The sequence below is a fragment of the Streptomyces sp. HUAS CB01 genome (assembly GCF_030406905.1).
GTDB lineage: Bacteria > Actinomycetota > Actinomycetes > Streptomycetales > Streptomycetaceae > Streptomyces > Streptomyces chengbuensis.
On the sequence record NZ_CP129137.1, the window covers coordinates 6,882,654 to 6,909,126 of the forward strand.

Here is a 26,473-nt window from a genome sequence, read left to right on the forward strand (position 1 = left end):
TGGTCGAGACCGGGGCCGGTGGCGAACCGCCTGCGCGGCCCTGGTCACCGAACGCACCTGCCGCCACGCGGTGTTCTCCAGGGGGCAGGGTTCCTCAGGGGCAGGGGAGTTCCTTCCCCTTCTTCGGGTTCTTCGGGCCCCATGTGGTGCGCTCGTCGCCGCGGGCCACCGTGCCGCACAGCAGCTCCGTCACGGGCCCCCTGTCCGTGCCCCGCAGCACCGCGAGCAGCTTGTCCTCCGTCAGTCTTCCGCCGCTCGCCGCGCCGTGGGCGTCGATACGGCCCGTGGCGCCGTCGAAGCCGCCTCCGCCCAGGCCCTGGTAGAGCACGCCCTGCACGAGTCCACGGTCCAGCCGGCCGTCGTGCCCTCCGGTGGTGCGCCAGGCCTGGTCGATGCCTTCGGCGAGGTAGCGCAACGCGTCCCAGGCGAGGGCGACGTGGCCGTCCTCACGCATGGCCTTGCTCCGGGCGCTGCGGTCACCGCCGTACGCACGGTCGTACGCGGCGAGGAAGGCCGCCGCCTCCGGGCTCGTCGCCGCGAGCGTGGGGGCGTAGCCGTGCGAAACGTAGAAGAGGGAGAGGCCCTTGAAGTGGTCCCAGGGACGCTGCTCGTCCATGAGCGCGTTGGTCACGTCGTCCCCCGCGAGCACGCTGAACCGCGGGCAGTCGCCGGACATGCGGGAGATCTCCGCCAGGAACAGCTGGAACTGGCTGGCCCGCGCCGACCACACCACCGCCGTCCGTGGCTCCTCACTCACCGCACGGCACACCTCACGGGCCAGGTCCTCGACCGTCGGAACCGGCCGCCCGCCGAGGGCACCCGGTACCGGATCGGGCTCCGGCGCGTCGGTGGGCGTGTAGAGAAGGACATCCGTGCGCCCCGGCCCGTACGCGGCACGGAAGGAGGCGGCGAGGCTGTTGCTGTACGCGTCGGTGGTGTCGGCGACCAGGCTCACCCGGTGTACCTGCCGGCCGCCCGCGGCGATCCCGGCGCCGGAGGCGAAGGCGGCCATCAGCTCGGCGGCCCGCGAGTCGGTCGCTGCCGTCTGGTAGTAGTGGGTGCCCTGCTGCAGGAGTTCGTCGGCCGTGCCCGAGGTGCCGACCATCGGGATGCCTGCCTTGTCGAGGATCCGCATCGCCTCGTACGTCTTGCGGCGGCTCTGACCGAAACCGACGACTCCCGCGATGGTCGGGTCGCTCGCGGCGAGCTCCACGATCCGCTCCGCGACGGCGGGCGCGTCCTGGAAACGGTCCCCGGCGTTGGCGGCGAGTACCCGCAGCGGCACGCGCTCGCCGGAGCGCAGAGCCTGCGCGTTGATGTGGCGCTGTGCCACCGCGATGCCCCGCAGTTCGGCGAACGTGCCGCCGCGGACGGGGTCCTCGGCGTCCTTGCCGCCCGTGAGCGGGCCGAAGTAGACGACGGTGCGGCGTCCGGGGCGCGGGTCGTCGGCGGGCCGGCCGGCGAGTTCCCTGTCGACTTCCTCGTTCTGTCTCTCGATCTGCTCCAGCACGGCCCGGACGGCCTGCTCGCTGGGCCCCTTGCCGAACCCCGCGGAGCCTTCGCCGACCCCGACGCACTGTCCGTCGGCGCCGAGGAAGGTGGAGCCCTGGCAGGGGTCGTCCTTCTCGCGGTTCCACGTGCCCGGTACGAGGACGAAGGCGCCGGTGACCGCGAGGGCGAGCGTCACCACGCCCAGTGCCCCGACCACTTCGGCACCGGGACCCCAGCGCGGCGACGGCGTCACCAGCGTCGGCCAGCGGCCCAGCCAGTACACGGCGGCCTGGTCGTCCTCGGGCCCCTCCGCGACCGGTACGACGATGCCGGTCGGCTGGTCCGGCAGCATCCCGCGGCGCTCGATGTTGATCAGTTCGGCGCCTGCCTGGGCGAGACCCGTGGCATGGATGTCGGGGATGCGCGCGGCGAGCGAGCGTACGCCGCCCGCCACCGCGAACACCGAGGTGCACCGCAGGTCGTCCACGGCGGACCGCAACTCGCGCAGGAAGCGCTGGACCCGCGAGTCCTCGTGCCCCGCCTCGTCGAAGAGCAGCACGAAGCGGCTGGTGCGTCGGCGGCGCCACGGGTTGAGGAGACGGGTTCGGCATGCCTGGTCGAGGTCGGAGAGCACGGCCTGCATGAGCACCCGGTCCATGCGCTCGGGCTCGTTGACCAGTTCGCCCTGGACGAGGTCGAGGGCGGAGCGGAAGAAGTCGGTGGGCGGGCTGCCCTGCTGCTGGCGGACCCAGCGTGCGTACCAGCGGGGGTTGCGGGACTTCCCGAGCATGCGGCGGTTCGCCCGCCGGCCGTAGAGGGCGCGCGGCAGCCGCTGGAAGAGCGGGCCCGCCACGAAGTTCCACAGCAGCTCCAGGAGGGTGCCGCCGTTGGCCTGGTCGCGGCCGCCGAGCCACCACAGCGTCTGGGCCAGGGGCGACCACTGGCGGTGCTGGGCGTAGCAGTGGTTGCGCAGTTCGGTGTGGCGGCGCTCCATGAGCCCGTCGAGGGCGGGGGCGGTGACCACGGAGCGCAGTAACCGGTAGCTGTGCAGATGGAGTTGGCCCGTGCCCGGCGGCATGGTCTCCCTGAGCTGGTTCGTGAGCAGCTCGAAGAGGTGGAGCGGCGGCGGGTCGGCGCCGTCCGGGATCTGCGGGATGTGCGCGTGCGGGGCGAGGACCTCGCTGCGGCCGCGCATCCGTGACCGGAGCCCTGCGACGATCCGGCGACCCGCGTCGCCGCCGTCCGGCTCGTGGAGCAGGACGACCGGCACCCTGCTGCGGCTGCGGCGCGACTGCACCACCAGTTTGTCGAACGCGTCGACGAACCGATCGACGCCGGGATAGGCCGGAATACGGCTCTGAGGATCCCCCGTGGTCATGCGTAGCCCCCTCTGTGCCCCCGAGAACAAGGCGTTGCCTTCGCCAACTGCTCTACCCAGGAGCAGAGTCAATCATCTGGCACCGACATTCGGGGGAGCCCGCGGCGGACGGTGGGATTCCCCGTGCGGACTCGCCCCTCGCGTCGTTGTTCGGCAGGTCGTCGCCGCGAACGACCGGCCGCCCTTGCGGCTTTCCGCCGCCGGGGGTCTCTCCGCCCGCAACGTCGTGCCCGTGGGGTGGTGCAGTGTGGCGTCGTCGCCCTCCACCAGGGGCGCGCAGCACCGCTCCGGAACCGGTCACCCCACGCGCGGCCCGGTGACGAAGCGGCCGTTCTCGTCGTGGGGCCAGGCGTTGGCGAGGCATCCGTGCAGGCCCTTGATCTGCTGCATCATCACGGGAGCCAGCCGGCCGGGGCCCGCGCAGGTCCTGTGCGTGTAGCCCAGGAAGTGCCCCATCTCGTGGTTGATGATCAGCGCCCGGTAGTCGTGGATCGGACCGTCGAAGGTGGGCGAGCCCTCGACCCAGCGCTTGAGGTTCACCACCACCCCACCCGGGACCTCGCAGTTGTACTCGCCCTCGGTGTCCTGCCGGATGCCGTCCCAGCACAGGGCGTCAGCCGTCCCCGGTGTCGCGATCGTCACCGTGAGGTCGTGGGGCTGCCCCGCGCTCACCAGTTGGAAGGAGTACGCCGGGTTGTGGGTCCAGCCCCGGGGCGCGGCGAGTATGTCGGCGATCTCGTCCGCCGCCCGGTCCGGCGAGATGCCGAGGCCGGTCTCGATCTTCACCACGTACCGGACCGGACGCGGACCGTGACCGACCTTCGCGCCTCCGGCCCGGGCGGTGACGAACGTGCCGGTTCCCGTCGAGGGGACGTCGATCCCGGTCGGGGTCGGGGTCGGGGTGGGAGAGGGGGAGGGAGGGGGCGTGGGGGCGGGGGTGACGGGTGCCACACTCCGGAGGTGCGGCCCACCGCTCGACGCCTCGCTTCGCCCACGGTCCACGAAGAACGCGGCGGAGCCGAGCAGGCCCGCGGCCGCCAGTGTGCCGACCAGGTACCTCCGGCCCCGGCGTCGGCCCCGGCGGCGCGGACGGCCCCGTCGGTGCGAGGACCGGTGACGGCCACCCCGGCGGGAGGCCGCGGCGCTGCCGGTGGTGGATGGGTGTTCCCGCTGTCGTACCGCATGCATGGCAGCTCAAGCTGGTCATCGCAGATGATCGCCATGAGTTCGGACGGTCACGAACCGATAACGAGCGTGGTGCGGCCCGTTGATCGCGGTCGCCCGCTCGGCGACGCACCGATGTGACCCTTCTGTAACAGCTCCCGAGCGGGGCTCTTCGCAGGTCGGCGGCCGAACGCGGTCTGCCTACACTGTCGGCGTGCCACGAGTCCTTATTGTCGAAGACGACCCGGATGTCCGTGGGGCCGTCCAGCTGGGGCTGCGACACCAGGGGCATGACGTCCTCGCCGCCGCGACGGGTGAAGAGGGGTTGGAGCGGCTCCACCCCTTCCATCCGGACGTCGTCGTGCTCGACCTCATGCTGCCCGGCATCTCCGGCCTCGACGTGTGCAGGCGGATCAGGGAACGCGACCAGGTGCCGATCATCATGGTGACCGCCAAGGGCGACGACATCGACGTGGTCGTGGGGCTGGAGGCCGGTGCGGACGACTACGTGGTCAAGCCCGTGCAGGCCCGGGTCCTCGACGCGCGAATACGGGCGGTGCTGCGCAGGCAGGACGCCACGGTGTCCGACACCGTCCGGCCCAGGGCGGAGGCGCACGGAGAACTGGTCATCGACCGGGCCGGGCTCGTGGTGACCCACCGCGGTGAGTCCGTCGCGCTCGCCCCCTCCGAGCTTCGGCTGCTGCTGACCCTGTCGGCCTCGCCCGGACAGGTGTTCAGCCGCCAGCAGCTGCTGGAAGCGGTCTGGGAGCACAGCTACTACGGCGACATACGACTCGTGGACGCCTGTGTGAAGCGACTGCGCGGCAAGCTCGGCGAGCTGGGCGGGGACCGCCGTTACATCCAGACCGTACGCGGCTTCGGCTACCGCTTCGGTTCCCCGTGAAAGGCCGGAGATCCGTACCGGCACGCGAGCACGTACGGATGCGCGAGCACGTAGGGATGCGCGAGGACGTCGCGGCCGGGCAGGGACCCGGGCCGGGGAGGTTCCGCCGGGCGGTCCTGGCCAAGGTGCCGCTTCCGCTGCGGGGCCTGCGTTCCCGTCTGGTGGTGGCCTTCGTCCTGGTGGCCATGGCCAGTGCCCTGAGCACGGGAGCCGTCGCCTTCCGGGAGGCGCGCACGGGGGTGCTGCAGCAGAGCCAGGACTCCGTCATCCGGCAGTTCCGGGCCAGCGTGGACGCCGCCGTCGACTACATCCCCCGGACACCGAGCCGGAGCCACCTGCAGAAGGCGGCGACCCAGGTCCTCCGCGCCAACCAGTCACAGGGGTGGCGGGTAATGGCCACGTACGGCACCCTCCGCGCCTCCGCGCCGAGTGCCGACTTCGACAAGATCAGCCCGGAACTCCGCCGGTCCGTGGACACCAGACGGGCCGCGGTGTTCCAGCGGGTGAACGCCGACGGGCGCCCCTACCTCGTGGTCGGTATGCCGGTCACCCACGACGACGGTGAAGGCACGGAGTCCGGGCTCTCGGGCATGGTGATGTACCTGGTGGTGCCGCAGAACACCGAACAGGCCTACGTCGAGGCGATGGTCAGCGCCATCGAGCGCGCCACCCTGGTGGCACTGGGCCTCGCCGTCGTCCTGGCGCTGCTGGCCGCGAGCGGCGTACTCCGGCCCGTACGGGCGCTGCGGGGGGCGACACGCCGGATGGCCGAGGGGCATCTCGACGTCCGGCTGACCGTCAACGGCTCCGACGAACTGGCCGACCTCTCCGGGTCCTTCAACCACATGGCGGCAGCGCTGGAGGCCTCGGTCGCGGAGTTGCGCCGTCTGGAGGCCCAGGCGCGCCGCTTCGTCGCCGACGTCTCCCACGAACTGCGGACGCCGCTGGCGGCGATGTCGGCGGTCACCGACGTGCTGGACGAGAACGCCCTGCACCTGAACCGGGACACCGGCGAGGCGTTGCGGCTCATCAGCCAGGGGACCAGCCGGCTGAGCGGACTGGTGAACGACCTGATGGAGATCTCCCGCTTCGACGCGGGCGCTGCCGAACTCAGCCTGGACGAGATCGACCTTGCCGAGTTCGTCCCGCACACCCTCGCCGCTCGGGGGTGGCGCGGCAGCGTGGAGACCGACCTGCCCGGGCAGGGTGTGCTCCGGACGCGCGTGGACCCGCGCCGGCTCGACGTGGTGTTGGCCAACCTCGTCGGCAACGCGCTGCGGCACGGGGCGCCGCCGGTGCGGCTGGCGATGAGGCCGGGGGAGGAGCGGGCGGACGTGGCCTGGGCCGTCATCGAGGTGACCGACAACGGACCCGGTATCGCCGAGGAGGACATGCCGCACATCTTCGAGCGCTTCTACAAGGCGAGCACCACACGGACCAGAAGCGAGAGCAGCGGACTGGGACTGGCCATCACGGCGGAGAACGTCCACCTGCACGGTGGCCGGATCAGCGCAGCCAACCTCCCCGGGGGCGGAGCCGCGTTCACGGTCGAACTGCCGCTGCACCGCGACACCGCAGCCGCCGGTCACGACTCCACCGGGGGTGCCCGGTGAGGGGCGCGCGCGTGAGGGCGCCGCTGGTCGCGGTCGCGCTCGCGGCCGCGCTCACGCTGTCGGCGTGCGGAGTCCCCCCGTCCGGCGTCATCGAGGCCGGCGAACCGGCGAGCGGGGTGCTCGTGCCCGGCCCCACGCCCTCGGTGCCGGTCGTCGTCTCCCTCTACTTCCTGGACGACGGTGAACTGACGGCCTACCCCCGCAGAATCGGCGACCCCGCGGACCTCGGGACCGTCGTCGGCCGGCTGTTCGACGGGCCGACGGCGGTCGAGGCCGAGACGGCCACCACGGAGCTGCCGCGCCTGACGGACACACCGAAGGTCACGGCAGGCAGCGGCAACGGCGTCACCGTGGGGCTCCCCGACGACGCCGCTCCCCTCAGCCGTCCGGCCATGCTCCAGTTGGCGTGCACGGTGGCTCACGCGAGTGGGGTGTTCACCGCGCTGCCCGCGGACGCGCAGTGGGACGGCGCCTCCACCGCTCCTCCCGTCGGCGCGCAACGCTCTCCGGCGCACACGAACGTCCGCGTGTACGGGGGCGGATGGACGATGACGCAGTCGGCCGACGCCTGTCCCGCCCCTCCGCAGCCGTAGGAGGAGCCGGCCCCATCGCTACGATCCGTCCGTGACGGACGGCGGACCACGCTGCCGGGCGGGACCTTCGCCGCCCCGTTCGCCGGGCGCCCGCTGCTCCGTCCCGTCCGCCGGGCACGGCGAGCGGCGTGTGGACGTCGGCGGACCCACTACGTGACCGGGAGGTCCTGACATGGCCAGTAAGTTCACCGAGCTCGCGATCGACTGTGCCGATCCCGACGCGCTCGCCCGGTTCTGGTGCTCGGTCCTCGGCTACGAGGTGCAGGACGAGGGCGACGGGATCGTCACCATCGGCTCCCCTCTGGTGCCCGGCGGCCGGAGCAACCCCGGCCCGGTGCCGCCGACGCTGACCTTCGCACGCGTCCCCGAGGGCAAGAGCGTCAAGAACCGGCTCCACATCGACGTCAGTCCCACCGACCGGGAGCAGGACGAAGAGGTCCGTCGTCTGCTCGATCTGGGCGCCCGGCACACCGACGTCGGCCAGGGCGACGAGAGTTGGGTCGTCCTCGCCGACCCGGAGGGCAACGAGTTCTGCGTCCTCGCGAGCCGCTGCCCCTGACCGAGGGGCGAGGGCGCCCGTTGTGAGCGCCGGCCGGCGGGTCCACTCGTGAGTTCTTCACGGTCGCCCGGTGACAGCTGTGACTGTCGACCCCTTCCGGCCCCGTGGCAGCCTCTGTGGCGTCGAACCGGCCACAGGGGGATGAGATGAACAAGGGGTACGCGGTCTTCTGCGACGCCGACCGGCAGTTCTACGACGCCCCCCACCGCCTGGCGGAGGACGGCGACGGACCGGGCCGGACGTACGAGGCGGCGCGGCGCGAGGCTCCGGCGGGCTGGCAGCGGCACCGCAAGGGCGACTGGCTGGCCTACCGCCCGCTCGACGCCCGCCTCCCCTCACAGGGCTGGAAGATCCACGTCTCGGCCGGTCTCGAGAACGCGGAGAAGGTGCTCTCGCAGGTGTGGGACTACTGCGTTCCCCGGGACATCGCCTTCAAGTTCGTACCGAGCCGGTACCTGCTGCACATCCGCAACGCCAAGTACGCCGACCGGAGCGCCAGCGGCAAGTTCATCACCGTGTACCCCGCAGACGACGCGCAGTGCGGGGCGATAGCCGAGGACCTCGACGCGCTCCTGGCCGGCGAGCCCGGGCCGTACATCCTCAGCGACCTCCGCTGGGGAGCCGGGCCCGTCTTCCTGCGCTACGGGAGCTTCACCGAGCGCCACTGCCGCGACGAGCAGGGGGAGTTGCGGCCCGCCGTCGAGGACGCCTCGGGCCGGCTCGTGCCCGATGTGCGGGGGCCCGCCTTCCACGTGCCGCCGTGGGTCACACCGCCCGACTTCCTCCGCCCGCACCTGGAGGCGCGCGCGGCGACCACCACGGACGGCATCCCGTACACCATCGAGCGCGCGCTGCACTTCTCCAACGGCGGCGGCGTGTACGTCGGACGGGACGACCGGACGGGCCGGCGCGTGGTGCTGAAGGAGGGGCGGCCGTACGCGGGTCTGGCCGCCGACGGGGCGGACGCCGTGACCCGGCTGGAGCGGGAGAAGGAGGCGCTGGAACGGCTGTCGGGCCTCTCCTGCACCCCGGAGGTCCTGGACTGGTTCACACTGGGCGACCACAGGTTCCTGGTCCTGGAGCACATCGAGGGCCGTCCGCTCAACAGCTTCTTCGCGCGACGCCATCCGCTGATCGAGGAGGACCCCGGCGAACGGGCCCTCGCCGCCTACACCGAGTGGGCGCTGCGCGTGCACCGGCTGGTGGAGGACGCGGTGGCGCAGGTCCACGAGCGGGGCGTGGTCTTCAACGACCTGCACCTGTTCAACATCATGGTCGCCGAGGACGAGTCGTCCGTGGTGCTGCTGGACTTCGAGGCGGCGGCGCCGTCCGCGGAGGGCCGGCGGCAGGTCATCGCCAACCCCGGCTTCGTGGCTCCCGCGGACCGCAGGGGCGTGGACGTCGACCGCTACGCCCTGGCCTGTCTGCGTCTCGCGCTCTTCCTGCCGCTGACGAGTCTGTTCGCCGTGGACCGTGCGAAGGCCGCCCATCTGGCGGACATCGTGGCCGCGAACTTCCCGGTGGACCGGGCCTTCCTCGACGAGGCGGTCGAGGAGATCACCCGCGGCCACCCGTCCGGGGAGCCCGCGGTGGTCCGCTCGGACTACCTGCCCGTGGAACCGGGCGACTGGCCGCGCAGTCGGGACTCGATGGCCGAGGCCGTCCGCGCCTCGGCGCGATTCGACCGGGAGGACCGCTGTCTGCCCGGTGACATCGCCCAGTTCGCCACTCCGGTGGGCGGCTCCTGCTTCGCGTACGGTGCGGCCGGAGTGCTGTACGCGCTGGCCGAGACCGGCTGCGGGCGATGGCCCGAGGCCGAGGACTGGCTGCTGCGCACGGTGCGCCGGCCGGCTTCCGGCACCCCGCTCGGCTTCTACGACGGGCTGGCGGGCGTCGCCTGGACCCTGGACCGTCTCGGGCACCGGGCCGCGGCCATGGACCTGGTGGACGTCGTCCTCTCCGAGGACTGGACCGGCATGGGCCCGGACCTGCACAGCGGACTCGCCGGCCTCGGCCTCGCCCTCGACGCGCTGGCCGAGTCCACCGGCGAGAGCTCGCTGCGGGACGCCGCCCTGCGCTGCGGGCGGCTCGTCGCCCGACGGCCGGACGCCTCCGGCGGAACCACCCGTCGCGCCGGGCTGCTGCACGGCGCGTCCGGTGCGGCGCTGCTGCACCTGAGGCTGTACGAGCGCACCGGCGACCCGTCGCTGCTCGGTCTCGCGGCCGACGGGCTGCACCGCGATCTCGACCGGTGCGTGCGCGGCGCGGGCGGAGCGCTCCAGGTCGACGAGGGCCGGCGCACCATGCCCTATCTCGGTGCGGGCAGCGCCGGAATCGGCATGGTGCTGGACGACTGGCTCGTCCACGGCCACGACGAGCGCTTCACCCGGGCGCGGCAGGAGATCGTACGGGCCGCGCAGGCGAAGTTCTACGCACAGCCCGGCCTGTTCCGCGGTGCGGCGGGCATGGTGCTCCACCTGAGCCGCACCGCGGCGACCGGCCCCGGCACCGCACCGGCCGACCTGGCCCGGCAGATCGGCGTCCTGTCCTGGCACGCCGTGCCCTACGAGGGCCGACTCGCCTTCCCCGGCGAGCAGATGATGCGGCTCTCCATGGACCTCTCCACCGGCACGGCGGGGTGCCTGCTGGCCCTGGGCGCCGCACTGGACGAGGCCCCGGTGCAGCTCCCGTTCCTCCCGCCCGTCCCTCCCGGCCGGTCCGCCGGCCCCCAGAGCTGACCTCCGGACCCCCGGAGGTCATGGCAAGGCACCATCCGTCCCCGAGAAAGGAAACGATCATGTCGCTTCTCGACCTGCAGAGCATGGAGACCCCCAAGGACGAGCTCACGGACGAGATCGCCACCGGCGGCAGCCGCGCGAGTCTGCTGCTCTGCGGTGACAGCAGCCTGAGCGTCACCACCTGTAACTGACGCGGCACCGTCGCACGGAGGCTCCGTGCGACGGTCGCGGTCAAGCGGTCCCGGGCGTACCCGCGCCCGGGACCGCTCGGCGGGACCACGAGGGGGAGCACCATGAGCCACAGCCCGCCCGCCACCGCGCCGGGCGTACGGGTTCGCGGCGCGCACGGGCCGTCCGCGACCGCCGTCGTGGCACGGTCGCTGCTGACCGGGGCGGCCCGGGCGTCGGCAGGGCGCACCACGGCCCTCGTCGTGGCGGGACTGCTGTCGGCCGCCGCGGCCGTGGCCCTGCCCGCGCTGCTCGGCCGCACACTGGACCTCCTGCTCGCAGGCGCCGCGGACGCCGGGCCGTGGCTTGCGCTCTGCGCGGTGCTGATCGTCGCCGACACCCTGTGCGACGCCGCCTGCGCCCATCTCACCGGCACGGTCACCGCACGGTCCGCCGCGCGGATGCGACGCCGCGCACTCGGCCGTGTGCTGGCCGCGGGGCCGCGCGGCGCGCAGCGGTTCACCCGCGGCGATCTCGTGACCCGGCTTACGGCGAACGTGACGGAGGCGGCCGCGGCCCCCGCGACGGCCGCGGGAGCCGTACCGGCGGTCGTCCTGCCGGTCGGCGGACTGGTCGCGCTCGCGTGCACCGACCTGTGGACCGCCGCCGTTCTTGTCGCCGGGGGGCCCCTTCTGGTGCTGCTCGTCCGTGCGTTCACCCGGGACACCTCCGCCGGGGTGGCCGAGTACCAGCGGGTCCAGGGGGACATCGCCGCGCGGCTGGTCGAGGCGCTCGACGGAGCCAGGACGGTCGCGGCCGCGGGCACGGTCGGGCGGGAACGCGCCCGGATCCTGGCACCGCTGCCCCGACTGGCCGACAGCGGACGGCAGATGTGGCAGGTGTACGGGCGTGCCGTCGCCCGCGGCGCGGTGCTCCTGCCGCTGCTGGAGACCGGCGTGCTCGCGGTCGGCGGACTCAGGGTGGCGGCCGGGGACATGAGTGTCGGCGAACTGCTGGCCGCGCTGCGCTATGCGGCCCTGGCCGCTGGACTCGGCGCCGTCGTCGGCCAGTTGGCCGGACTGCTCCGCAGCCGTGCCGCGGCCGGCCGCGTCGCCGAGGCCCTGGACGCACCCGTCGTGGCGTACGGCGCGCGCCGGCTTCCCGACGGCGGTCCGGGCCGGCTGGAGTTCCGCGGTGTCACGGTGGCGCGCGGCGGCAGGACCGTACTGCGTGACGTCGACCTCGTCGTGCCCGGCGGGTCCACGCTGGCCCTGGTGGGCAGGTCGGGCTCGGGCAAGTCGGCCCTGGCCGCCCTGCCCGGCCGCCTGGCCGACCCCGACGCCGGCACCGTCCGTCTGGACGGCGTGCCCGTGCCCGAGATCGCACGGGAGGTGCTGCGCCGCGAGGTGGGGTACGCCTTCGAACGACCCGCGTTGTTCGGCGCGACGGTGGGGGAGTCCCTCGCCTTCGGCGCGTACGAACCGTCGTCGACGGAGGTGACCGGTGCCGCGCGGGCGGCGGGGGCGGACGCGTTCGTCAGACGGCTGCCCGCCGGTTACACGACGCCGCTGGCCCGTGCGCCGTTGTCCGGCGGGGAGGCACAACGGCTTGGGCTGGCGCGGACGTTCGCCCACGCCGGACGGCTGCTCGTCCTGGACGACGCCACGTCGAGCCTGGACAGCGTCACCGAACGGCAGGTCGCCCGGGCCATGCTGCACCAGGTCCGGCCGGGCACCCGGCTGGTCGTCGCCCATCGGGCCTCGTCGGCGGCGCGGGCGGACCTCGTCGCCTGGCTGGACGACGGTCGCGTCCGGGCGGTCGGTCCGCACGACGCGCTGTGGGCGCTGCCCGAGTACCGAGCGGTGTTCGCCGCGGTGGAGGACGGGTCGGTGGGCGGCGAGTCGGTGGGCGACGGGCCTGTCGGCAATCCGGCGGGCGGCTGGTCGGTGGACGACGGGGCGGTGGGTGGGGGGCCGGTGGACCGCGCGGCGGTTGGCAAGGGGCCGGTGGGCGAAGATCCGGTCGGCGGCGGGCCGGTGGACGACGGGGCGGTGGGCGAAGGCCGGGAGGACGGCCGCGCGTCGGGGAGCGGGGCGTCATGACGACCGCCGGCCGCACCAGGACGACCGGCGGCGGCGGTTCCGGCCGCCCCGTGACGGCAGCCGCGCCGCCGGAGGGCCGCCCCGCGCCGCGGCCGTCCGTGTCCAGCCGGCGGGACGGGGCGCTGCGGAGGGTCCTGCCCCAGGCGGTCCCGTTCCTCGCCCGGCGACGACGGGTACTCGTACGCCTCGGCGGCTGGTCGCTGCTGGAGTCCGCGCAGACCTTCCTCGGCGGCTACGGCGTGGCAGCGGCGCTCGACCGCGGCTTCCTCGCGGGTCGGCCCGGTGTGGGACTGGGCTGGCTGGCCCTGACAGCCGCCGCCGTCGTCGCGGGCGGAGTGGCCACCGACCGGGTGTTCCGCCGGCTCGCCGACCTCGTGGAGCCGCTCCGGGACGGCCTGGTGCGCAGGGTCGTCACGTCGGCCCTCGGCGACGCGGTGGCGGCCCGGGAAGCGCGACCCGGCCGCGCGGCCGTCTCCCGGCTGACGCACCAGACGGAGGCGGCCCGGGACGGCTTCGCGGGACTCGTGATGGTCACCCGATCGTTCGCCGCCACGGTCGTGGGCGTCGTCCTCGGCCTCTCGGCGCTCGCCCCCGTACTGCTGCTGGTCGTGCTGCCCCCGCTGATCGCCGGGCTGGTGCTCTTCGCCGCCGCGCTGCGTCCCATGGCGGTGCGGCAGCGGGAGTTCCTGCGGACCGACGAGGAGCTCGCCGCGGGGCTCGGCGCCGACGTCGGAGGGCTCCGGGACATCGTGGCGTGCGGTGCGGAGGAGCGGATCGCGGCCGACGCCGGGCGGCTGATCGACGCACAGACCCGGGCGGCGGCGGCACTCGCCCGGTGGGCCGCGGCGCGGACACTCACCGTCGGTCTCGCGGGACAGACGCCGGTCGTCCTGCTGCTGGTCACCGCGCCGTGGCTGCTGGGCCGCGGGGTCACCGCCGGTGAACTCATCGGCGCGCTCGCCTATCTGACGCAGGCGCTGCTGCCGTCCCTGAACACCCTCATGACCGGCCTGGGCGCGGCCGGCACCCGGCTGCTGGTGATCCTCGACCACCTCACCCGCTCCGACGGGACCCCGCAGCGGACCCCGGGCCCGCCTCCCGGGGATGCGGCGAAGGACGGATCCGGACCGGGCCGGTGGCGGACCGCGGGACGCACGGTGACGGCCCCGCGGCGTCCCGGCACGCCGGAGGCGCCGCGGCCGGACGCCGGCGGAGCCGCGCCCCGCCTGGAGCTGCGTGCGCTCTCCTACTCCTACGGGCCGTGCGCCACCCCGGTGATCGACGGCCTCGACCTGGTCGTGGAGCCCGGTGAGCACCTGGCCGTGGTCGGTCCGAGCGGCATCGGCAAGTCCACCCTGTTCGGGCTGGTGGCCGGGCTGCTCGTGCCCGACCGGGGGGAGTTGCTGATCGGCGGTGCGCCCGTGCTCCCGCCGGACCGGGACCCCCTGTCGGCCCGGCGGGCCATGATCCCGCAGGAGGCCTATGTGTTCAGCGGAAGCCTGCGGGACAACCTGCTGTACATGTGCCCGGACGGGGCGCCCGCCGCGGCAGTGGAGGCCGCCGTGCGCGCGGTCGGCCTCGATGCCGTGGTGCACCGGCTCGGAGGACCGGACGCCCGGCTCGACCCGGCGGCCCTCTCCCAGGGGGAGCGTCAACTGGTCGCCCTGGCGCGGGCCTACCTCGCCCCGGCCGGTCTGGTGCTGCTGGACGAGGCGACCTGCCATCTGGACCCCGGGGCCGAGGCCCGGGCCGAGCGGGCCTTCGCGGAACGGCCCGGGACCCTGCTGGTGATCGCCCACCGGCTCGCGTCGGCACAACGGGCGGACCGCGTCCTCGTGCTGGACGGGGTGAGCGCGACGGCCGGGACCCACGAGGAGTTGGTCGAACGGTCGGCGACCTATCGCGACCTCGTGGGCCACTGGCGGCCGGCGGCGGGCGTGCCGTGAACGCCGCCCGCGGCGCCCTCCGCCCCGCGGCACGTCCATCGCGTCAGCCGGGCGGACGTGCCGCGGCCCGGGCCCGTACCGGACCCCTGACGTCCCGCAGCGGCCTCCGCCCGACTCGTACAGGACCCCGACATCCCGCCTCCGGGTCAGCACCGGCCCCGGACGTATCGCCGCCCGGGACCGGTGCGTCCGGTCACACCCACCCGGCGTGCTGCGATATCCGTATGGCGTCGACCCGGTTGCGGGCCCCGGTCTTGCGGGTGATCGCGGACATGTAGTTGCGGACGGTCCCCAGGGACAGGTGCAGGCCGTGGGCGATCTCCGCGATCGTCGAACCCTCCGCGGCCATGCGCAGCACACTGAGTTCACGGGGCGTCAGTGGCATCTCCGCGGCCTGGAGGAAGCCGAAGGCGAGCGATTCGTCGACGAATCGCTCGCCTTCGGCGACACGTCTGATGCCTTCCAGTAATCGCTGCGGTCCCGCGTCCTTGCTGACGTATCCGAGGGCGCCGGCGTCGAAGGCGCGGCGGAGCAGACCGGGCCGGGTGCCCGTGGCGAGCACGAGCAGCGCCGAGGCAGGGCCGGTCGCCCGCCGGGCCAGGCCGATGAGCGTCCCGATCATGGCCGAGCCCGGACAGTCGACGTCCACGACGCACACGTGCGGCCGCAGGGAACGGGTCTGCCCGACCGCCGCCCTCCACGAGGTTCCGCTCACCTCCAGGTCCTTCTCCCGCCCCAGCAGCGTGGTCAGCGCGGATCGCAGCAGTCGGGAATCGTGCACCAGCAGCACCCGAATCACGCTCGTCCCCCCTCAACTACCGTGCCGGCACCGGTGATCGGCCGGACACCAACGGTCAGTACTCACTGCCGCTGCCCGCGTATCGGACAGGTAGTCGCTCCCAGGGAGGCACGGGAGCGCGGTACGAATTCGGAGTGCGCCCCTTGCGCGCCGGGGCATAGAGGGAGCGCACAGGGGCGCACAGGACGAGTCGGCCGCTCGGGTGTGCGCCGTCCGGAGCGGTCAGCACGACACACGTGCCGTGCGCCAACAGCGCGCACCCACGACGTGCGCGGGTCGCCGAGGAGCCGCTGCCGGACGTCCATCACTGTCCCGGCGTCCATGGCGGTTCGTCATGCCGCGGAGCACTGACACGCGATGCCGGCAGGGGCCGCCCGTCCCCTTCCGCGAGGGTCTGTTGCCTGTGGGGTGATCCCCTTACCGTCTTCCCCGGACGCCAGGTAGTCGAAGAGCGACCCTCCGTTCTCCCGCTGTACGGCCCTGCGTCGGACAAGGGCCTCCGTTCGGTACTCCGGGGCCGCTGTCCTGGGGGCGCACCTCTCCTCCTTCTCACCCGCAGAGGTCGACACGCCATGACAGAGATGAACCGCCGCAGGTTCCTGCGGATCGCCGGTGGCACCGCCGCTGCCGCCATGCTGAACGAGAGCATCGCCCGAGCCGCCGCCATCCCGGCGCAGGTCCGCGCAGGCACCCTCCAGGACGTCGAGCACATCGTCGTCCTCATGCAGGAGAACCGGTCCTTCGACCAGTACTTCGGGACGATGAAGGGCGTGCGGGGCTTCGGCGACCCGCGTCCGGTCCTCCAGGGCAACGGCAGGTCGGTCTTCCACCAGTCCGACGGGACGAGGGACATCCTCCCCTTCAACCCGCAGGTCGACGACCTGGGCATGCGGTTCGTCGAGGGGCTCGACCACGACTGGGCCGGTGGCCACCAGGCGTACAACAACGGCAAGTACGACCAGTGGGTGCCGGCCAAGTCCGCCGCGACGATGGCGCACATGACCCGGCGGGACATCCCGTTCCACTACGCCCTCGCCGACGCCTTCACCGTGTGCGACGCCTACCACTGCTCCTTCATCGGAGCCACGGACCCGAACCGCTACTACATGTGGTCCGGCCACACGGGCAACGACGGCACCGGCGGCGGCCCGGTCCTGGGCAACCAGGAGGCCGGGTACGGCTGGAGGACGTACCCCGAGCGCCTGGAGGCCGCCGGAGTCTCGTGGAAGGTCTACCAGGACATCGGCGACGGCCTGAACGCCGCCGGCTCCTGGGGCTGGATCGACGACGCCTTCCGCGGCAACTACGGTGACAACTCGCTGCTGTACTTCAACAACTACCGCAACGCCCGGCCCGGCAGCGCCCTGTACGAGAAGGCCCGCACCGGCACCGACGTCAAGGCCGGCGACGGGTACTTCGACCGCCTGCGCGCCGACGTGGCGAACGGCACCCTGCCCCAGGTCTCGTGGATCGCCGCCCCGGAGGCATTCAGCGAACACCCGAACTGGCCGGTGAACTTCGGCGCCTGGTACCTCTCGCAGGTCCTGGACGCCCTGACCTCCAACCCGGCGGTGTGGGCGAGGACGGCGCTCTTCGTCACCTACGACGAGAACGACGGCTTCTTCGACCACGTCGTTCCGCCGTACCCGCCCGCCTCCGCCGCGTGGGGCCTGTCGACGGCGGACGTCTCGAAGGACCTGTATCCCGGTGGCGGCGGTTACGCGGCCGGACCGTACGGCCTCGGCCCGCGCGTCCCGATGATCGTGGTCTCCCCGTGGAGCAGGGGCGGCTACGTCTGTTCCGAGACCTTCGACCACACCTCGCTGATCCGCTTCATGGAGAAGCGCTTCGGCGTGCACGAGCCCCACATCTCCCCCTGGCGCCGTGCGGTCTGCGGCGACCTGACCTCGGCCTTCGACTTCGGCCGGGCCGATGCCTCCCCGGCCGCCCTCCCGTCGACGGCCGGTTACGTCCCGCCGGACCACGACCGCCACCCCTCGTACCGCCCGGTGACACCGGCCACGGGCACCCTGCCGAAGCAGGAGGCCGGCTCCAGGCCGACCCGCGCCCTCGGCTACAGCCCTTACGTCGACGGAAGGACGAACGTCTCCACCGGCCGGTTCACCCTGACCTTCGCCGGCGGACCCGCCCTCGGCGCCCACTTCCACAGCACCTCGGGCAACCGTACGGACGGCCCCTGGCCCTACACGGTCGAGGCGGGCAAGACCCTCTCCGACACCTGGAGCACCAGCAGCTCCACCGGCAACCAGATCGACCTCACGGTGTGGGGCCCGAACGGCTTCCTGCGCGCCTGGAAGGGGCCGGCGAAGAAGGCCGGCCCCGAGGTCACGGCCCGCCACGTCGCCTCCACCGGCAGCCTGGCCCTCACCCTGACCAACCCCGGCGCGGCCGCGGTCAACCTCACCGTGACCAACGCCTACGGCGGCACGGCGCGCACCTTCGGGGTGGGCCCCGGCGCCACCGTCTCCCACACGGTGGACCTGCGCGGCACGGGCCACTGGTACGACGTCGCAGTGGTCTCCGACGCGGACAGCACCTTTCTGCGCCGCTTCGCCGGGCACGTGGAGACGGGCGCCCCGGGCGTCTCCGACCCCGCGATCAGAACGGACTGACGCGGTTTCCTCGGGACGCGGCCTCCGTCTCGGTGCGGCCCGCCGCCACCGGCGGGCCGCACTCGGGCGGCGGCGCGAGCACCGCGTACGGCAGGCAGCCCGGACCCATGCCTGCCGGCGTCCGGTACGCGCGGCGGAAGACGTCCGGACTTTCCCCGTGGCGACCGATGACTTCCGTGGCCCGGTGCGGTCTACCTCTCCAGGAAGCGAAAGCCGGGCACGAGCACTGTGAGGCAACCATGACCACCCAAGCCCTACCGCCCGTCGTCGACGCCGAGACCTGGGAGCGGCGGCTCGAGGCCCTGCGCACCCGGGAGAAGGCGGCGACACGGGAGCTCGACGCCATCGCCGCCGAGCGTCGTCGCCTGCCGATGGTCGAGATGCCCGACTACACCCTGGAAGGCGAGGACGGCCCCGTGCGGCTGGTGGACGTATTCGAAGGCAGGAGGCAACTGATCGTCTACCACCACATGTGGTTCGCCGGCGGGGAATGGCAGTGCTCGGGCTGCACCGGGTTCACCTCCCAGTACACCCGCCTCGACTTCCTCGACAACTACGACGCGCGATTCGTCATCGTCACCCAGGGCCCGATCAAGGAAGCGCTCGCGTACAAGCAACGGGTCGGCAACCGGATGACCTGGTACTCGACCGCCGACAGCCCGTTCGGCGCCGACGTCGGCGCACCGGCCGGCGGGGGATTCGCGGTCAACGTGTTCCTGCGCGACGGCGACACCGTGTATCGCACCTGGCACACCGACGGCCGGGGCACCGAGCAGCTCAGCCACACCTTCGCGCTGATCGACGTCCTGCCGTACGGGCGGCAGGAGGAGTGGCAGGACTCGCCCGAAGGCTGGCCCCAGTCGCCCACGTACAGCGGCTGGGCGGAGTCCCAGGACATCGCCGCGCTCTACGGCCCGGGCCCGGTCGACGGCTGAACGACGGCTCGCGCGGGCGCGCCGGGACGGTCGGGGGGACCGGGCCGACACCACACCGCCTGCACATCGGTGCAGGCGGTGGTGCCCTGGCGGCTGCCGCCGCATCGTTGTGATCGTTGTGATCGGTGTGTACGACGGGAGGCCGACTTCCCGCATAGGCTGAGGCTCGCACATGACGACAGGAGGCTGAGGTGGCCGAGTCGGCGCTGACCGGGACGACGGTGAGCGAGGTGATGGCCGAGCTGGCCGCGCTCGCGGACCCGAGGACGCGCGAGGTGAACGAGAAGCACGGTGACGACCACGGTGTGAACCTCGGCAGGCTCCGCGCGCTGGCGAAGAGGCTGAAGACGCAGCAGGACCTCGCTGGCCGGCTCTGGGCGACGGAGGATTCGGCGGCCCGACTGCTGGCGCTCCTGATCTGCCGGCCGAAGGCGTTCGGGCGGGACGAACTGGACGCGATGCTGCGCGAGGCACGCACACCCAAGGTGCACGACTGGCTCGTGAACTACGTGGTGAAGAAGAACCCGCACGCCGAAGAGCTCCGTGTGGCCTGGTCGGCCGATCCGGATCCGGTCGTCGCGAGTGCCGGCTGGGCCCTGACCACCGAACGCGTGGCGAAGAAGCCCGAGGGGCTCGACCTCGCCGGACTGCTCGACGTCATCGAGTCGGAGATGAAGGACGCCCCGGACCGCCTGCAGTGGGCGATGAACCACACCCTGGCCCAGATCGGGATCGAGCACCCCGAGTACCGAGGTCGTGCCGTCGACATCGGCGAGCGCCTGGAGGTCCTCAAGGACTACCCGACCTCTCCGGGCTGCACGTCTCCGTTCGCGCCCGTCTGGATCTCCGAGATGGTGCGCAGGCGGCACGAAGCGTAGGAGTGTTCGCGCTGCTCGCCGGCCGGAGCGGTCCGGCGACGGCCGGCGGTATCGTGCATTCCCGCTTCGACGATCGACGTGGCGGCTGCCGACGCCGTCAGAACCAGGGTCCTCGGGCCGGCGCCCGACAGCAGCGCACCGAGGAGCAGTGCCCTCGCGCCAGGGATGGCTTCCAGCGATGCCATCCGGCGCGGCGGTTCGGTCGCGTCGCCCGGGCGGGGACGCCCGCGACCGCGAGGGCCGCCGGCAGCACGCCCCGATGGCCTGGATCAGCACGGTGTCTTCCCCTTCCGGACGCCCGGAGTCCACGCTCGGGGCGTTGCGCCGACCCGACGTCGGACGGGTTCGTCCGGAGCCTCCCGCCGCGTGTTGACGGCGTGTCGGACGGGAGGGGGAGTGCGGGCACGGCCACGGGAAGGGGTTGCCGTGGTGGTGACATCGTTGTCGGGGGCGGAGCCGTGGTCGAGCCGGCGGGGATCGCCGACGCCGTATCCGCAGGGCCGGGCATACGGGAACTGCGCACCCAACTCGCTTACCCTATGCGCATATAGCCAGATTGTCCAATTGTAACGATTAGGGGGTGAATGTTACGTTCCTTCGGGGGTGACGCTTCCACGTCCGCGGGAAGCCCCAGACCAATGGAGGGATCCATGTCCGTCCAAGCGGAAAAGTTCGGGTTCGGTATGCCATGGGAATCCCTCTACGGGTTCAGCCAGGCCATGCGAGTCGGAGAAACCCTCTACATCTCCGGCCAGTTGTCCCATGACGACGCGGGAACCCTCATCGGCGCCGGGGACATCGAACTCCAGACGAGAACCACCTTCGCCAACCTGGACCTTGTGCTGAAGCACTTCGGAGCCACGCGCGACCAGGTCATCGAGACCACCACGCTGGTCGTCGACCTGCGAAAGAACTTCGAGACGGTTGCCCGACTCCATGCGGAGTACTTCGACAAGCACCGTCCGACCAGCACCGCGATGGGGGTCGTCGATCTCGCTCTGCCGGACCAGCTCATCGAGATCGGGGCCGTCGTGCGCCTCGACCTGGAAGCGTAGCCACCCCGACCTGCTTACACCGCGCCGGTCCGCGCGGACGGCGAACGGCGGGTGCCGGGGCTCGCACCCCGGCACCCGCCGCGACGGTCCGCCGGCGCCTCCGCGGGAGTGCCGCGAAGGCGCCGGCTCACGTGCTCACTTGCCGAGCAGGTAGGCCCGTTCCACGGTCTGCCGGACCGTGTTGCCCGCCTTGTCGGAGGCCGTGACCCGCAGGGTCACGTACGCCCCCTGCCGCGGGTCGCCCGGGCGCTCGATGGTGGCGGTGAACCTGTTGTGGCCGCGGTCCTCGACTCGGACCTGACCCTTCCAGGTCCTGCCGTCGTCGAAGGACGCCTCGACCTTGAGCCTGACCCCGGCGGGGACGGCGAGCCCGTCCTGGTGCCTGACGGTCAGGTCGATGTCGTGCCGCTTCCCGCCGCGCACCGTGTTCCGCGCGTCGGCCGCGACCCCGTAGTCGACCTGGAGGAGGGGCAGCAGTGTGTCCTCCGCCGCGGACTTCGAACGGAACGTCCAGGACGTCGAGGTCCTCGTACCGGTCCGCCAGTACTCGGTCTCGCGGTCCGTCGTCAGGTCCAGGCGGAAGTCGGCCTCACCGGCGGGGACCGGGAAGTTCCGCCAGGCGTCCGGTGCTTCGCTCACCTTCTCGCCGTTCCGGTAGAGGACGGCGGCCACGGTGTCACCTCGGGGGTAGGTCGGTTCGTCCGCCGTGCCGGGCGCTCCCGTCCTGCCGAGACCGCCCAGCTCGGAGGCGACCTGCCTGCGGGCCCAGTGGCCGGCCACCGCGTCCGTGTACTCCGGGATCGCCAGGCTGAGGACGTCACCGGAGCGGACGGCGGGACGGTTCCAGCCGCGCGGGATGGACGGCCGCACCACGGCCCTGTACCACTCCTCCTCGGCCTTCTCGCCGGTCCGGAAGGTGCGGGGGGCGTCGCGCAGACCCGACCGGAGCGGCGCGGCCATGAACAGGTCGGGGCCGGCGATGAAGTCCACGTAGTGCATCCACTGCGTGTCCCCGGAGGTGACGTACTCGGTGCGGGTCAGCCCCGTCGGCACCCAACGCGACGTTTCGAAGCTGTACTTCGCGAAGGGGCGCCAGCTGTCGCGCTGTTCGCTGGTCCAGTCGAGCGCGCCGTTGTCCGTGTAGGCCGCCTTCACCTGTGCGGTGTTGCGGTCCGTGACGGTGTACGTCACGTCCTTCGGGATCTGCTGGTTCCAGATCGCCTTGATGTCGTACAGGTACGGGCTCTTCACCGTCCCGGACACCTCGACGACGGCCTGGCGCCTCTTCATGATCTGCAGCAGTGCGGCGCCGTCGGCGGCGTCCAGCCGGATGACGGGGACGGCGGTGCGCGTGTCCGTCGGCTTCCAGCGGCTCCAGGCCGGGAAGCCCTGGGGCATGACGACCGCGATTCCCTTGGCGCCCGCCTCGGCCGCCCTCTCCGCGAGGTCGTCCCCGTCCTGCGCGGAGTCGTCGCGGATCAGTGCGAGCTTGCCCCGCACGGTCCCGGGCCGCAGGTCGGGCTTCTCCCTGGTCCCCGCGTCCACGGCGACGAGCCGCTCACCCTCGGCGGCGAACGGGGTGGACCGCCCGGAGTAGTACGGGTCCAGATCGATGTCCGCGCCGCGGACCTCGGCCCTGAGCACGGGGGCCGTCATTTCCCAACGGGAGTTGAACTCGAACTCGCCTTCGGTGACCTTGGACGTGGGGTTCACATAGAGGTCGACCGCGCCGCCGCCCTCTTCGTAGGTGGTGGTCACGGACACCCCCACCCCGTCGATCTTCCGGTACATCTGGTAGCTCAGATTGTTGCGCCGCTCGGCGGGCTCGGGCGTGCGCACCCGCACCAGCTTGGCCTCACGCGCGTCCAGGGTGACGGTGGTGTCCTTGGTGACCTTCACCTCGGGCTCGACGACCTGGAAGATGCGCGGGAAGGTGTCGTTGTAGTCCGCCCGCGTGCCGCCGACCAGGTACGTGCCCTCCTCGACCTCGGCGACCAACGGGTCCCAGCTGGTGATCCGGACGTCCCGGTCCCCGCCGATGATGTCCAGCAGGTTCCATGCGAGGGGCTCCCCGTCCGGGCCGAGGGACTCGACGGTGAGCTTGTGCACCGGGGCGCGCACGCGCAGGCTGACGGTGGTGTGCACCGACACGCCGTCGCCGGACGTCGCGGTGACGTAGCCGTAGTAGGTGCCGCCGCCCGACTTCGCGGGGTCGACACCGACGGGAACCTCGGCGGTCGCGCCCGGCGCGACCCGGACCGTGTCAGCGCCCAGCGTCAGCGCCTGGGCGGGCAGGCTCCTGCCGCCCTTGGTCGCCAGCGCGGCACGCAGGTTCAGCGAGACGTCGGCGTCGGAGTGGTTCGTGTACCGGAGCACGCCGGCACGCTCCACCGGCGAACCGTCCCTCTCGAACGGGCCCATGGCGATCGTTCCGCCGGCGGTGACGGAGGCGGAGAACGCCGCCTTGACGTCGACGCGCCCGCCGCCCTGCTCGGTCGGCGCCTGGCCGGCCACCGTACGGGACGTGCTGATCAGCGCGTCCTTGAGCTGCTCCGCCCCCCAGTCCGGGTGTTGGCCGGCGAGCAGAGCCGCCGCACCGGCCACGTGGGGCGTGGCCATCGAGGTGCCGTCCGCCGCGACGTAGTAGTCGTCGACCGGGGTGCCCATGGTCGTACCGGCGGCACGCGCGGCGACGATCCCGACGCCGGGAGCCGTGATGTCCGGCTTGACCGCCTTGTCGCCGAAGCGCGGGCCGCGGCTCGAGAAGTCCGCCAGTGCGTCGTCGCGGTCGACGGCGCCGACGGTGAGAGCGGCGTCGGCCGCGCCGGGCGACCCGACCGTCATCTCGCCCCTCGACCCGCTGTTGCCGGCGGCGACGACGAAGAGCGCGCCGCTGCTGCGGGAGATCTCGTTGACCGCCAGGCTCATGGGGTCGGTGCCGTCGGTCTCCATGTCCGCGCCCAGGCTCATGTTGACGACCCTGGCGCCCTGGCCCGCGGCCCACTCCATGCCCGCGATGACCTGGGACTCGCTGCCGGAGCCGTCGTCCCCGAGCACCTTGCCGATCAGCAGGTCGGCCCCCGGCGCGACACCCTTGCGTCGGCCGTCCGAGGCGGCACCGCTGCCGCCGGCGGTGGCGGCGACGTGCGTGCCGTGGCCGAAGCGGTCCTCGGTCGAACCGCTGTCGGAGAAGTCCTTCGCCCCGATCACGCGGCCCGCGAGGTCGGGATGCTTCTGGTCGGCGCCCGTGTCGAGGACGGCGACCCTGACGCCCTTGCCGTGGTGACCGGCCGCCCAGGCGGCGGGTGCGTTGATCTGCGCGGTGCTGCGATCCAGCGTGGGACGCACCTTGTGGTCCAGCCAGATCTTCGGGGTCGCGGCCGCCGCGCCCGCCACCGACGCGCCCGCCGGAGGAGCGAGCTGCTTCCAGAAGGCGGCCAGGTCGTCGTCGGCGACGCGCAGCGCCCGGGCGTCGATGCTCGGCAGATCCCGCGGCTCGCCGGAGCCCTCCTGGAACTCGGAGAGTGCGTCGACCCGCTTGACCGCCGTACGCGCCGAGCCCTTGGGCGCGGACACGATCAGGGGCAGGGCGTCGGTGTGGGCCTCGTCGTACCCCTGGGCGATGAGGCGTGCGACGTCGAAGAGTTCCGCGTCCAGCCGTCCGGTGCGGACGAGCGCGGCCGCGTCGGAGGGCAGGACCGTCAGGCCCCCGTCCTTCTCGGTGATCTGGAAGAGGACCTTCTCGCGGCCCGGTGCGCGCTGCACCGACGCCGTCTTCTTCCCGTTCGGCGCGTCGCCGACGGTGACCCGGTCACCGGTGATCAGCCGCACGGTGCTCGTCGCACCGACCTGCGGTGCCGGCGTGCGCGCCTCGGTCCCCGGCAGAGCCTGGGCCGTGACGGGCGTGATGGCACTCGTGGCCACCATCGCCGACAGGGATATCACCGCCCAGAGGCGGATCCGTCTCATTGGTGTTTCCAGCCTTCCTGTTGTCCCGACATCGGGGCACATCACCTGTGAGCGGGCACGGGACCGCACGGACCCGACGCGTCCCACCTGGGACACCGTGGGACGTACGACGTCCGGCCCGGACGTGAGCCGCGAGAGAACCGGCCCCGCGCTTCCGTACGCCTGGCGGACGTTCGTACGGAGTGTGAGGGGCACGGTGACTGAAACGGAGTGGGCGATGCGGGCGGGCGCACCCTGCCGGACTGCCACCGATCCCGGTACCGCGGGGGGCGGCGACTTCAATCGGGACCGACCGGAGATCACCGACCCGGACGGCCGGCACGCCTCCGGCAACCTGCATCAGTACGTTCCACACCGCCGCCGTCGGGCGGACTCACGCCATGAGCAAAACCCTTCCGTACACCTGTGGTTCACCGCCCGAGCGGAATCATGTGCCAAGGGATCCGGCCCCGCCACCTCCTCCACGTGGCACAAAGACGCCATGTCCACACTTCGACACGGGACTCCTGTGACGCCTTCCGGCTCCGTGCGATGCGGTGGTGCACGAGAGGTTGACGCGAGGCGGGCGCGCACGGCCCGCCCGGCCGGATCGGACGCCTGTCGGTCTGTGCTGCCCGACTCCCGTCGCCTCGCGCGCCCGTGGATTCGGCGTGTCAGGTCAGCGGAACAGGCTCGGAAAGGGGCATTGCCCCAAAGGCTCGTCCGGCCGGTCCGCCCAGCCCCCGGCCGTCCGTCCAGCCCCGTCCACACGTGCCGACCGCCGTACCGCCACAACATCCGGCAGGTTCGCCGGTCGTCGTCCTTCCGCCGGGAGAGCACGAGGCCACCGGACGTCATCGACAGACCGCACTCGGGGCAGGGCCGGGGAGTTGTTCGCCGTACGACGCACCCTACGGCGGTGCGCGGGCGTCGCTCTTGAGCGGTGCGATGCGATGCGACCGTTGGGTCAGGCACCCGCGGCCGCGGCGGCCCGGGCGGCAAGCGCCCCGGATCCCGCGGACGTTTCAGTGCCGAGGGTCGCGGTGGTCGCGCATCGGCTGCCGGTTCAGCACCTCGACGTACATGATCCTTTCGTGCACCACGTCCAGGACCAGCGTGCCCTCCGCGGGCAGGAGCGGCACGCACCGATGGCCCTCGCCGTACGGCTCCCCCTTGGGACGGACGGCCGTGTGGATGCTCTGGCAGAAGTCGTCGCCGCAGTCGCACATGGCGACCAGACGGAGATCCCACGCGGAGATCGCCAAGTCGCCTTCGCCTTCGTCCTCCAGGAGGCCGGCCAACTCGGTGACGAGGTCGGGGAAGGCGTCGCGCACGAAGGGATGGTCCTGCTCCATCCAGGCAGACTAGCTCGCCGGCCGTCCGCCCGGTTCAGGACCGTCCGCCGAGGCGGGGCTCGGTGTGCTTGTTCGCGGGCAGGCCCGGTGTGACGGCCGCGGGCCTCGGGAGTCCGAGACATCGCCCCCGCGCAGGCGTGCCCCACCGCCCGCGCTGCCGCCGGCGACGGGCCGTGAGGATCCACGTCCCCGGCGCCCGTGAACGGTCGCGCCG

General features: G+C 72.7%; 17 protein-coding genes. 12 read left to right on the forward strand and 5 right to left on the reverse strand.

The features are described 5' to 3' along the window. Positions 1 to 94: 94 nt before the first annotated feature. Together QRN89_RS30095 and QRN89_RS30100 are read right to left on the reverse strand one after the other, a co-directional pair. Entirely contained in the window at positions 95 to 2,869 is a 2,775-nt protein-coding gene (locus tag QRN89_RS30095; protein ID WP_290352567.1) for a type 1 periplasmic-binding domain-containing protein, read from the reverse strand. Positions 2,870 to 3,166: 297 nt separating this feature from the next. Beyond that, positions 3,167 to 4,057, reverse strand: a complete 891-nt coding sequence (locus QRN89_RS30100; RefSeq protein ID WP_290352568.1) for a DUF3152 domain-containing protein — start codon at positions 4,055 to 4,057, stop codon at positions 3,167 to 3,169. 190 nt (positions 4,058 to 4,247) lie between these two features. Here QRN89_RS30100 and QRN89_RS30105 point away from each other — a divergent pair, with 190 nt between their 5' ends. The 8 genes from QRN89_RS30105 to QRN89_RS30140 all read left to right on the forward strand — a co-directional run bounded on the left by QRN89_RS30105 (position 4,248) and on the right by QRN89_RS30140 (position 14,656). Next, positions 4,248 to 4,937 (forward strand): response regulator, encoded by a 690-nt coding sequence (locus QRN89_RS30105; RefSeq protein ID WP_290352569.1) that lies wholly within the window; start codon positions 4,248 to 4,250, stop codon positions 4,935 to 4,937. A 38-nt stretch (positions 4,938 to 4,975) separates the two neighbouring features. After that, positions 4,976 to 6,550 (forward strand): sensor histidine kinase, encoded by a 1,575-nt coding sequence (locus QRN89_RS30110; RefSeq protein WP_390701811.1) that lies wholly within the window; start codon positions 4,976 to 4,978, stop codon positions 6,548 to 6,550. Positions 6,551 to 6,561: 11 nt separating this feature from the next. Then, a complete protein-coding gene (locus QRN89_RS30115; RefSeq protein WP_290352570.1) occupies positions 6,562 to 7,143 on the forward strand; it encodes a hypothetical protein in 582 nt (193 codons plus the stop codon). Positions 7,144 to 7,315: 172 nt separating this feature from the next. Continuing rightward, positions 7,316 to 7,702, forward strand: coding sequence for a VOC family protein (locus tag QRN89_RS30120; RefSeq protein ID WP_290352571.1), 387 nt, complete (start codon positions 7,316 to 7,318; stop codon positions 7,700 to 7,702). A 146-nt stretch (positions 7,703 to 7,848) separates the two neighbouring features. Beyond that, the gene (lanKC, locus tag QRN89_RS30125) at positions 7,849 to 10,440 is read left to right on the forward strand and encodes a class III lanthionine synthetase LanKC (protein ID WP_290352572.1); all 2,592 of its coding nucleotides are present in this window, start codon (positions 7,849 to 7,851) and stop codon (positions 10,438 to 10,440) included. A 59-nt stretch (positions 10,441 to 10,499) separates the two neighbouring features. Beyond that, complete coding sequence (locus QRN89_RS30130) at positions 10,500 to 10,631, forward strand: SapB/AmfS family lanthipeptide (RefSeq protein WP_017946992.1); 132 nt, start codon at positions 10,500 to 10,502, stop codon at positions 10,629 to 10,631. 102 nt (positions 10,632 to 10,733) lie between these two features. Beyond that, the gene (locus tag QRN89_RS30135; RefSeq protein WP_290352573.1) at positions 10,734 to 12,710 is read left to right on the forward strand and encodes an ATP-binding cassette domain-containing protein; all 1,977 of its coding nucleotides are present in this window, start codon (positions 10,734 to 10,736) and stop codon (positions 12,708 to 12,710) included. Then, on the forward strand, positions 12,707 to 14,656 hold the full coding sequence (locus QRN89_RS30140) for an ATP-binding cassette domain-containing protein (RefSeq protein WP_290352574.1): 1,950 nt from the start codon (positions 12,707 to 12,709) through the stop codon (positions 14,654 to 14,656). The genes QRN89_RS30135 and QRN89_RS30140 overlap by 4 nt, the downstream gene beginning before the upstream one ends. A 193-nt stretch (positions 14,657 to 14,849) precedes the next feature. Here QRN89_RS30140 and QRN89_RS30145 read toward each other — a convergent pair whose 3' ends face one another. Further along, positions 14,850 to 15,455 carry a response regulator transcription factor gene (locus QRN89_RS30145; protein ID WP_290352575.1) on the reverse strand — a complete coding sequence of 202 codons (606 nt, stop codon included), beginning with the start codon at positions 15,453 to 15,455 and terminating at the stop codon, positions 14,850 to 14,852. 572 nt (positions 15,456 to 16,027) lie between these two features. Here QRN89_RS30145 and QRN89_RS30150 point away from each other — a divergent pair. The 4 genes from QRN89_RS30150 to QRN89_RS30165 all read left to right on the forward strand — a co-directional run bounded on the left by QRN89_RS30150 (position 16,028) and on the right by QRN89_RS30165 (position 20,956). Further along, positions 16,028 to 18,088: a phosphocholine-specific phospholipase C gene (locus QRN89_RS30150; protein ID WP_290352576.1), complete on the forward strand. Its 2,061-nt coding sequence runs from the start codon at positions 16,028 to 16,030 to the stop codon at positions 18,086 to 18,088. A gap of 239 nt (positions 18,089 to 18,327) precedes the next feature. Beyond that, positions 18,328 to 19,023, forward strand: a complete 696-nt coding sequence (locus QRN89_RS30155; protein ID WP_290352577.1) for a DUF899 domain-containing protein — start codon at positions 18,328 to 18,330, stop codon at positions 19,021 to 19,023. 233 nt (positions 19,024 to 19,256) lie between these two features. Further along, positions 19,257 to 19,901, forward strand: a complete 645-nt coding sequence (locus QRN89_RS30160) for a DNA alkylation repair protein (protein WP_290353919.1) — start codon at positions 19,257 to 19,259, stop codon at positions 19,899 to 19,901. Positions 19,902 to 20,584: 683 nt separating this feature from the next. Further along, positions 20,585 to 20,956 carry a RidA family protein gene (locus QRN89_RS30165; protein ID WP_290352578.1) on the forward strand — a complete coding sequence of 124 codons (372 nt, stop codon included), beginning with the start codon at positions 20,585 to 20,587 and terminating at the stop codon, positions 20,954 to 20,956. A gap of 135 nt (positions 20,957 to 21,091) precedes the next feature. Here QRN89_RS30165 and QRN89_RS30170 read toward each other — a convergent pair whose 3' ends face one another. Together QRN89_RS30170 and QRN89_RS30175 are read right to left on the reverse strand one after the other, a co-directional pair. Continuing rightward, positions 21,092 to 24,925, reverse strand: coding sequence for a S8 family serine peptidase (locus QRN89_RS30170; RefSeq protein WP_290352579.1), 3,834 nt, complete (start codon positions 24,923 to 24,925; stop codon positions 21,092 to 21,094). 1,004 nt (positions 24,926 to 25,929) lie between these two features. Continuing rightward, complete coding sequence (locus QRN89_RS30175) at positions 25,930 to 26,259, reverse strand: hypothetical protein (protein WP_290352580.1); 330 nt, start codon at positions 26,257 to 26,259, stop codon at positions 25,930 to 25,932. Positions 26,260 to 26,473: the final 214 nt, after the last annotated feature.

What these genes read in the sequence shown, in the direction of transcription:
- QRN89_RS30110 (WP_390701811.1), top strand. Translation starts at nt 4,976, where the DNA reads ATGCGCGAGCACGTAGGGATGCGCGAGGACGTCGCGGCCGGGCAGGGA.
- QRN89_RS30135 (WP_290352573.1), top strand. Translation starts at nt 10,734, where the DNA reads ATGAGCCACAGCCCGCCCGCCACCGCGCCGGGCGTACGGGTTCGCGGC.
- QRN89_RS30160 (WP_290353919.1), top strand. Translation starts at nt 19,257, where the DNA reads ATGGCCGAGCTGGCCGCGCTCGCGGACCCGAGGACGCGCGAGGTGAAC.
- QRN89_RS30150 (WP_290352576.1), top strand. Translation starts at nt 16,028, where the DNA reads ATGACAGAGATGAACCGCCGCAGGTTCCTGCGGATCGCCGGTGGCACC.
- QRN89_RS30100 (WP_290352568.1), bottom strand. Translation starts at nt 4,057, where the DNA reads ATGCATGCGGTACGACAGCGGGAACACCCATCCACCACCGGCAGCGCC.
- QRN89_RS30175 (WP_290352580.1), bottom strand. Translation starts at nt 26,259, where the DNA reads ATGGAGCAGGACCATCCCTTCGTGCGCGACGCCTTCCCCGACCTCGTC.
- QRN89_RS30170 (WP_290352579.1), bottom strand. Translation starts at nt 24,925, where the DNA reads ATGAGACGGATCCGCCTCTGGGCGGTGATATCCCTGTCGGCGATGGTG.
- QRN89_RS30120 (WP_290352571.1), top strand. Translation starts at nt 7,316, where the DNA reads ATGGCCAGTAAGTTCACCGAGCTCGCGATCGACTGTGCCGATCCCGAC.
- QRN89_RS30140 (WP_290352574.1), top strand. Translation starts at nt 12,707, where the DNA reads ATGACGACCGCCGGCCGCACCAGGACGACCGGCGGCGGCGGTTCCGGC.
- lanKC (WP_290352572.1), top strand. Translation starts at nt 7,849, where the DNA reads ATGAACAAGGGGTACGCGGTCTTCTGCGACGCCGACCGGCAGTTCTAC.
- QRN89_RS30095 (WP_290352567.1), bottom strand. Translation starts at nt 2,869, where the DNA reads ATGACCACGGGGGATCCTCAGAGCCGTATTCCGGCCTATCCCGGCGTC.
- QRN89_RS30165 (WP_290352578.1), top strand. Translation starts at nt 20,585, where the DNA reads ATGCCATGGGAATCCCTCTACGGGTTCAGCCAGGCCATGCGAGTCGGA.
- QRN89_RS30155 (WP_290352577.1), top strand. Translation starts at nt 18,328, where the DNA reads ATGACCACCCAAGCCCTACCGCCCGTCGTCGACGCCGAGACCTGGGAG.
- QRN89_RS30130 (WP_017946992.1), top strand. Translation starts at nt 10,500, where the DNA reads ATGTCGCTTCTCGACCTGCAGAGCATGGAGACCCCCAAGGACGAGCTC.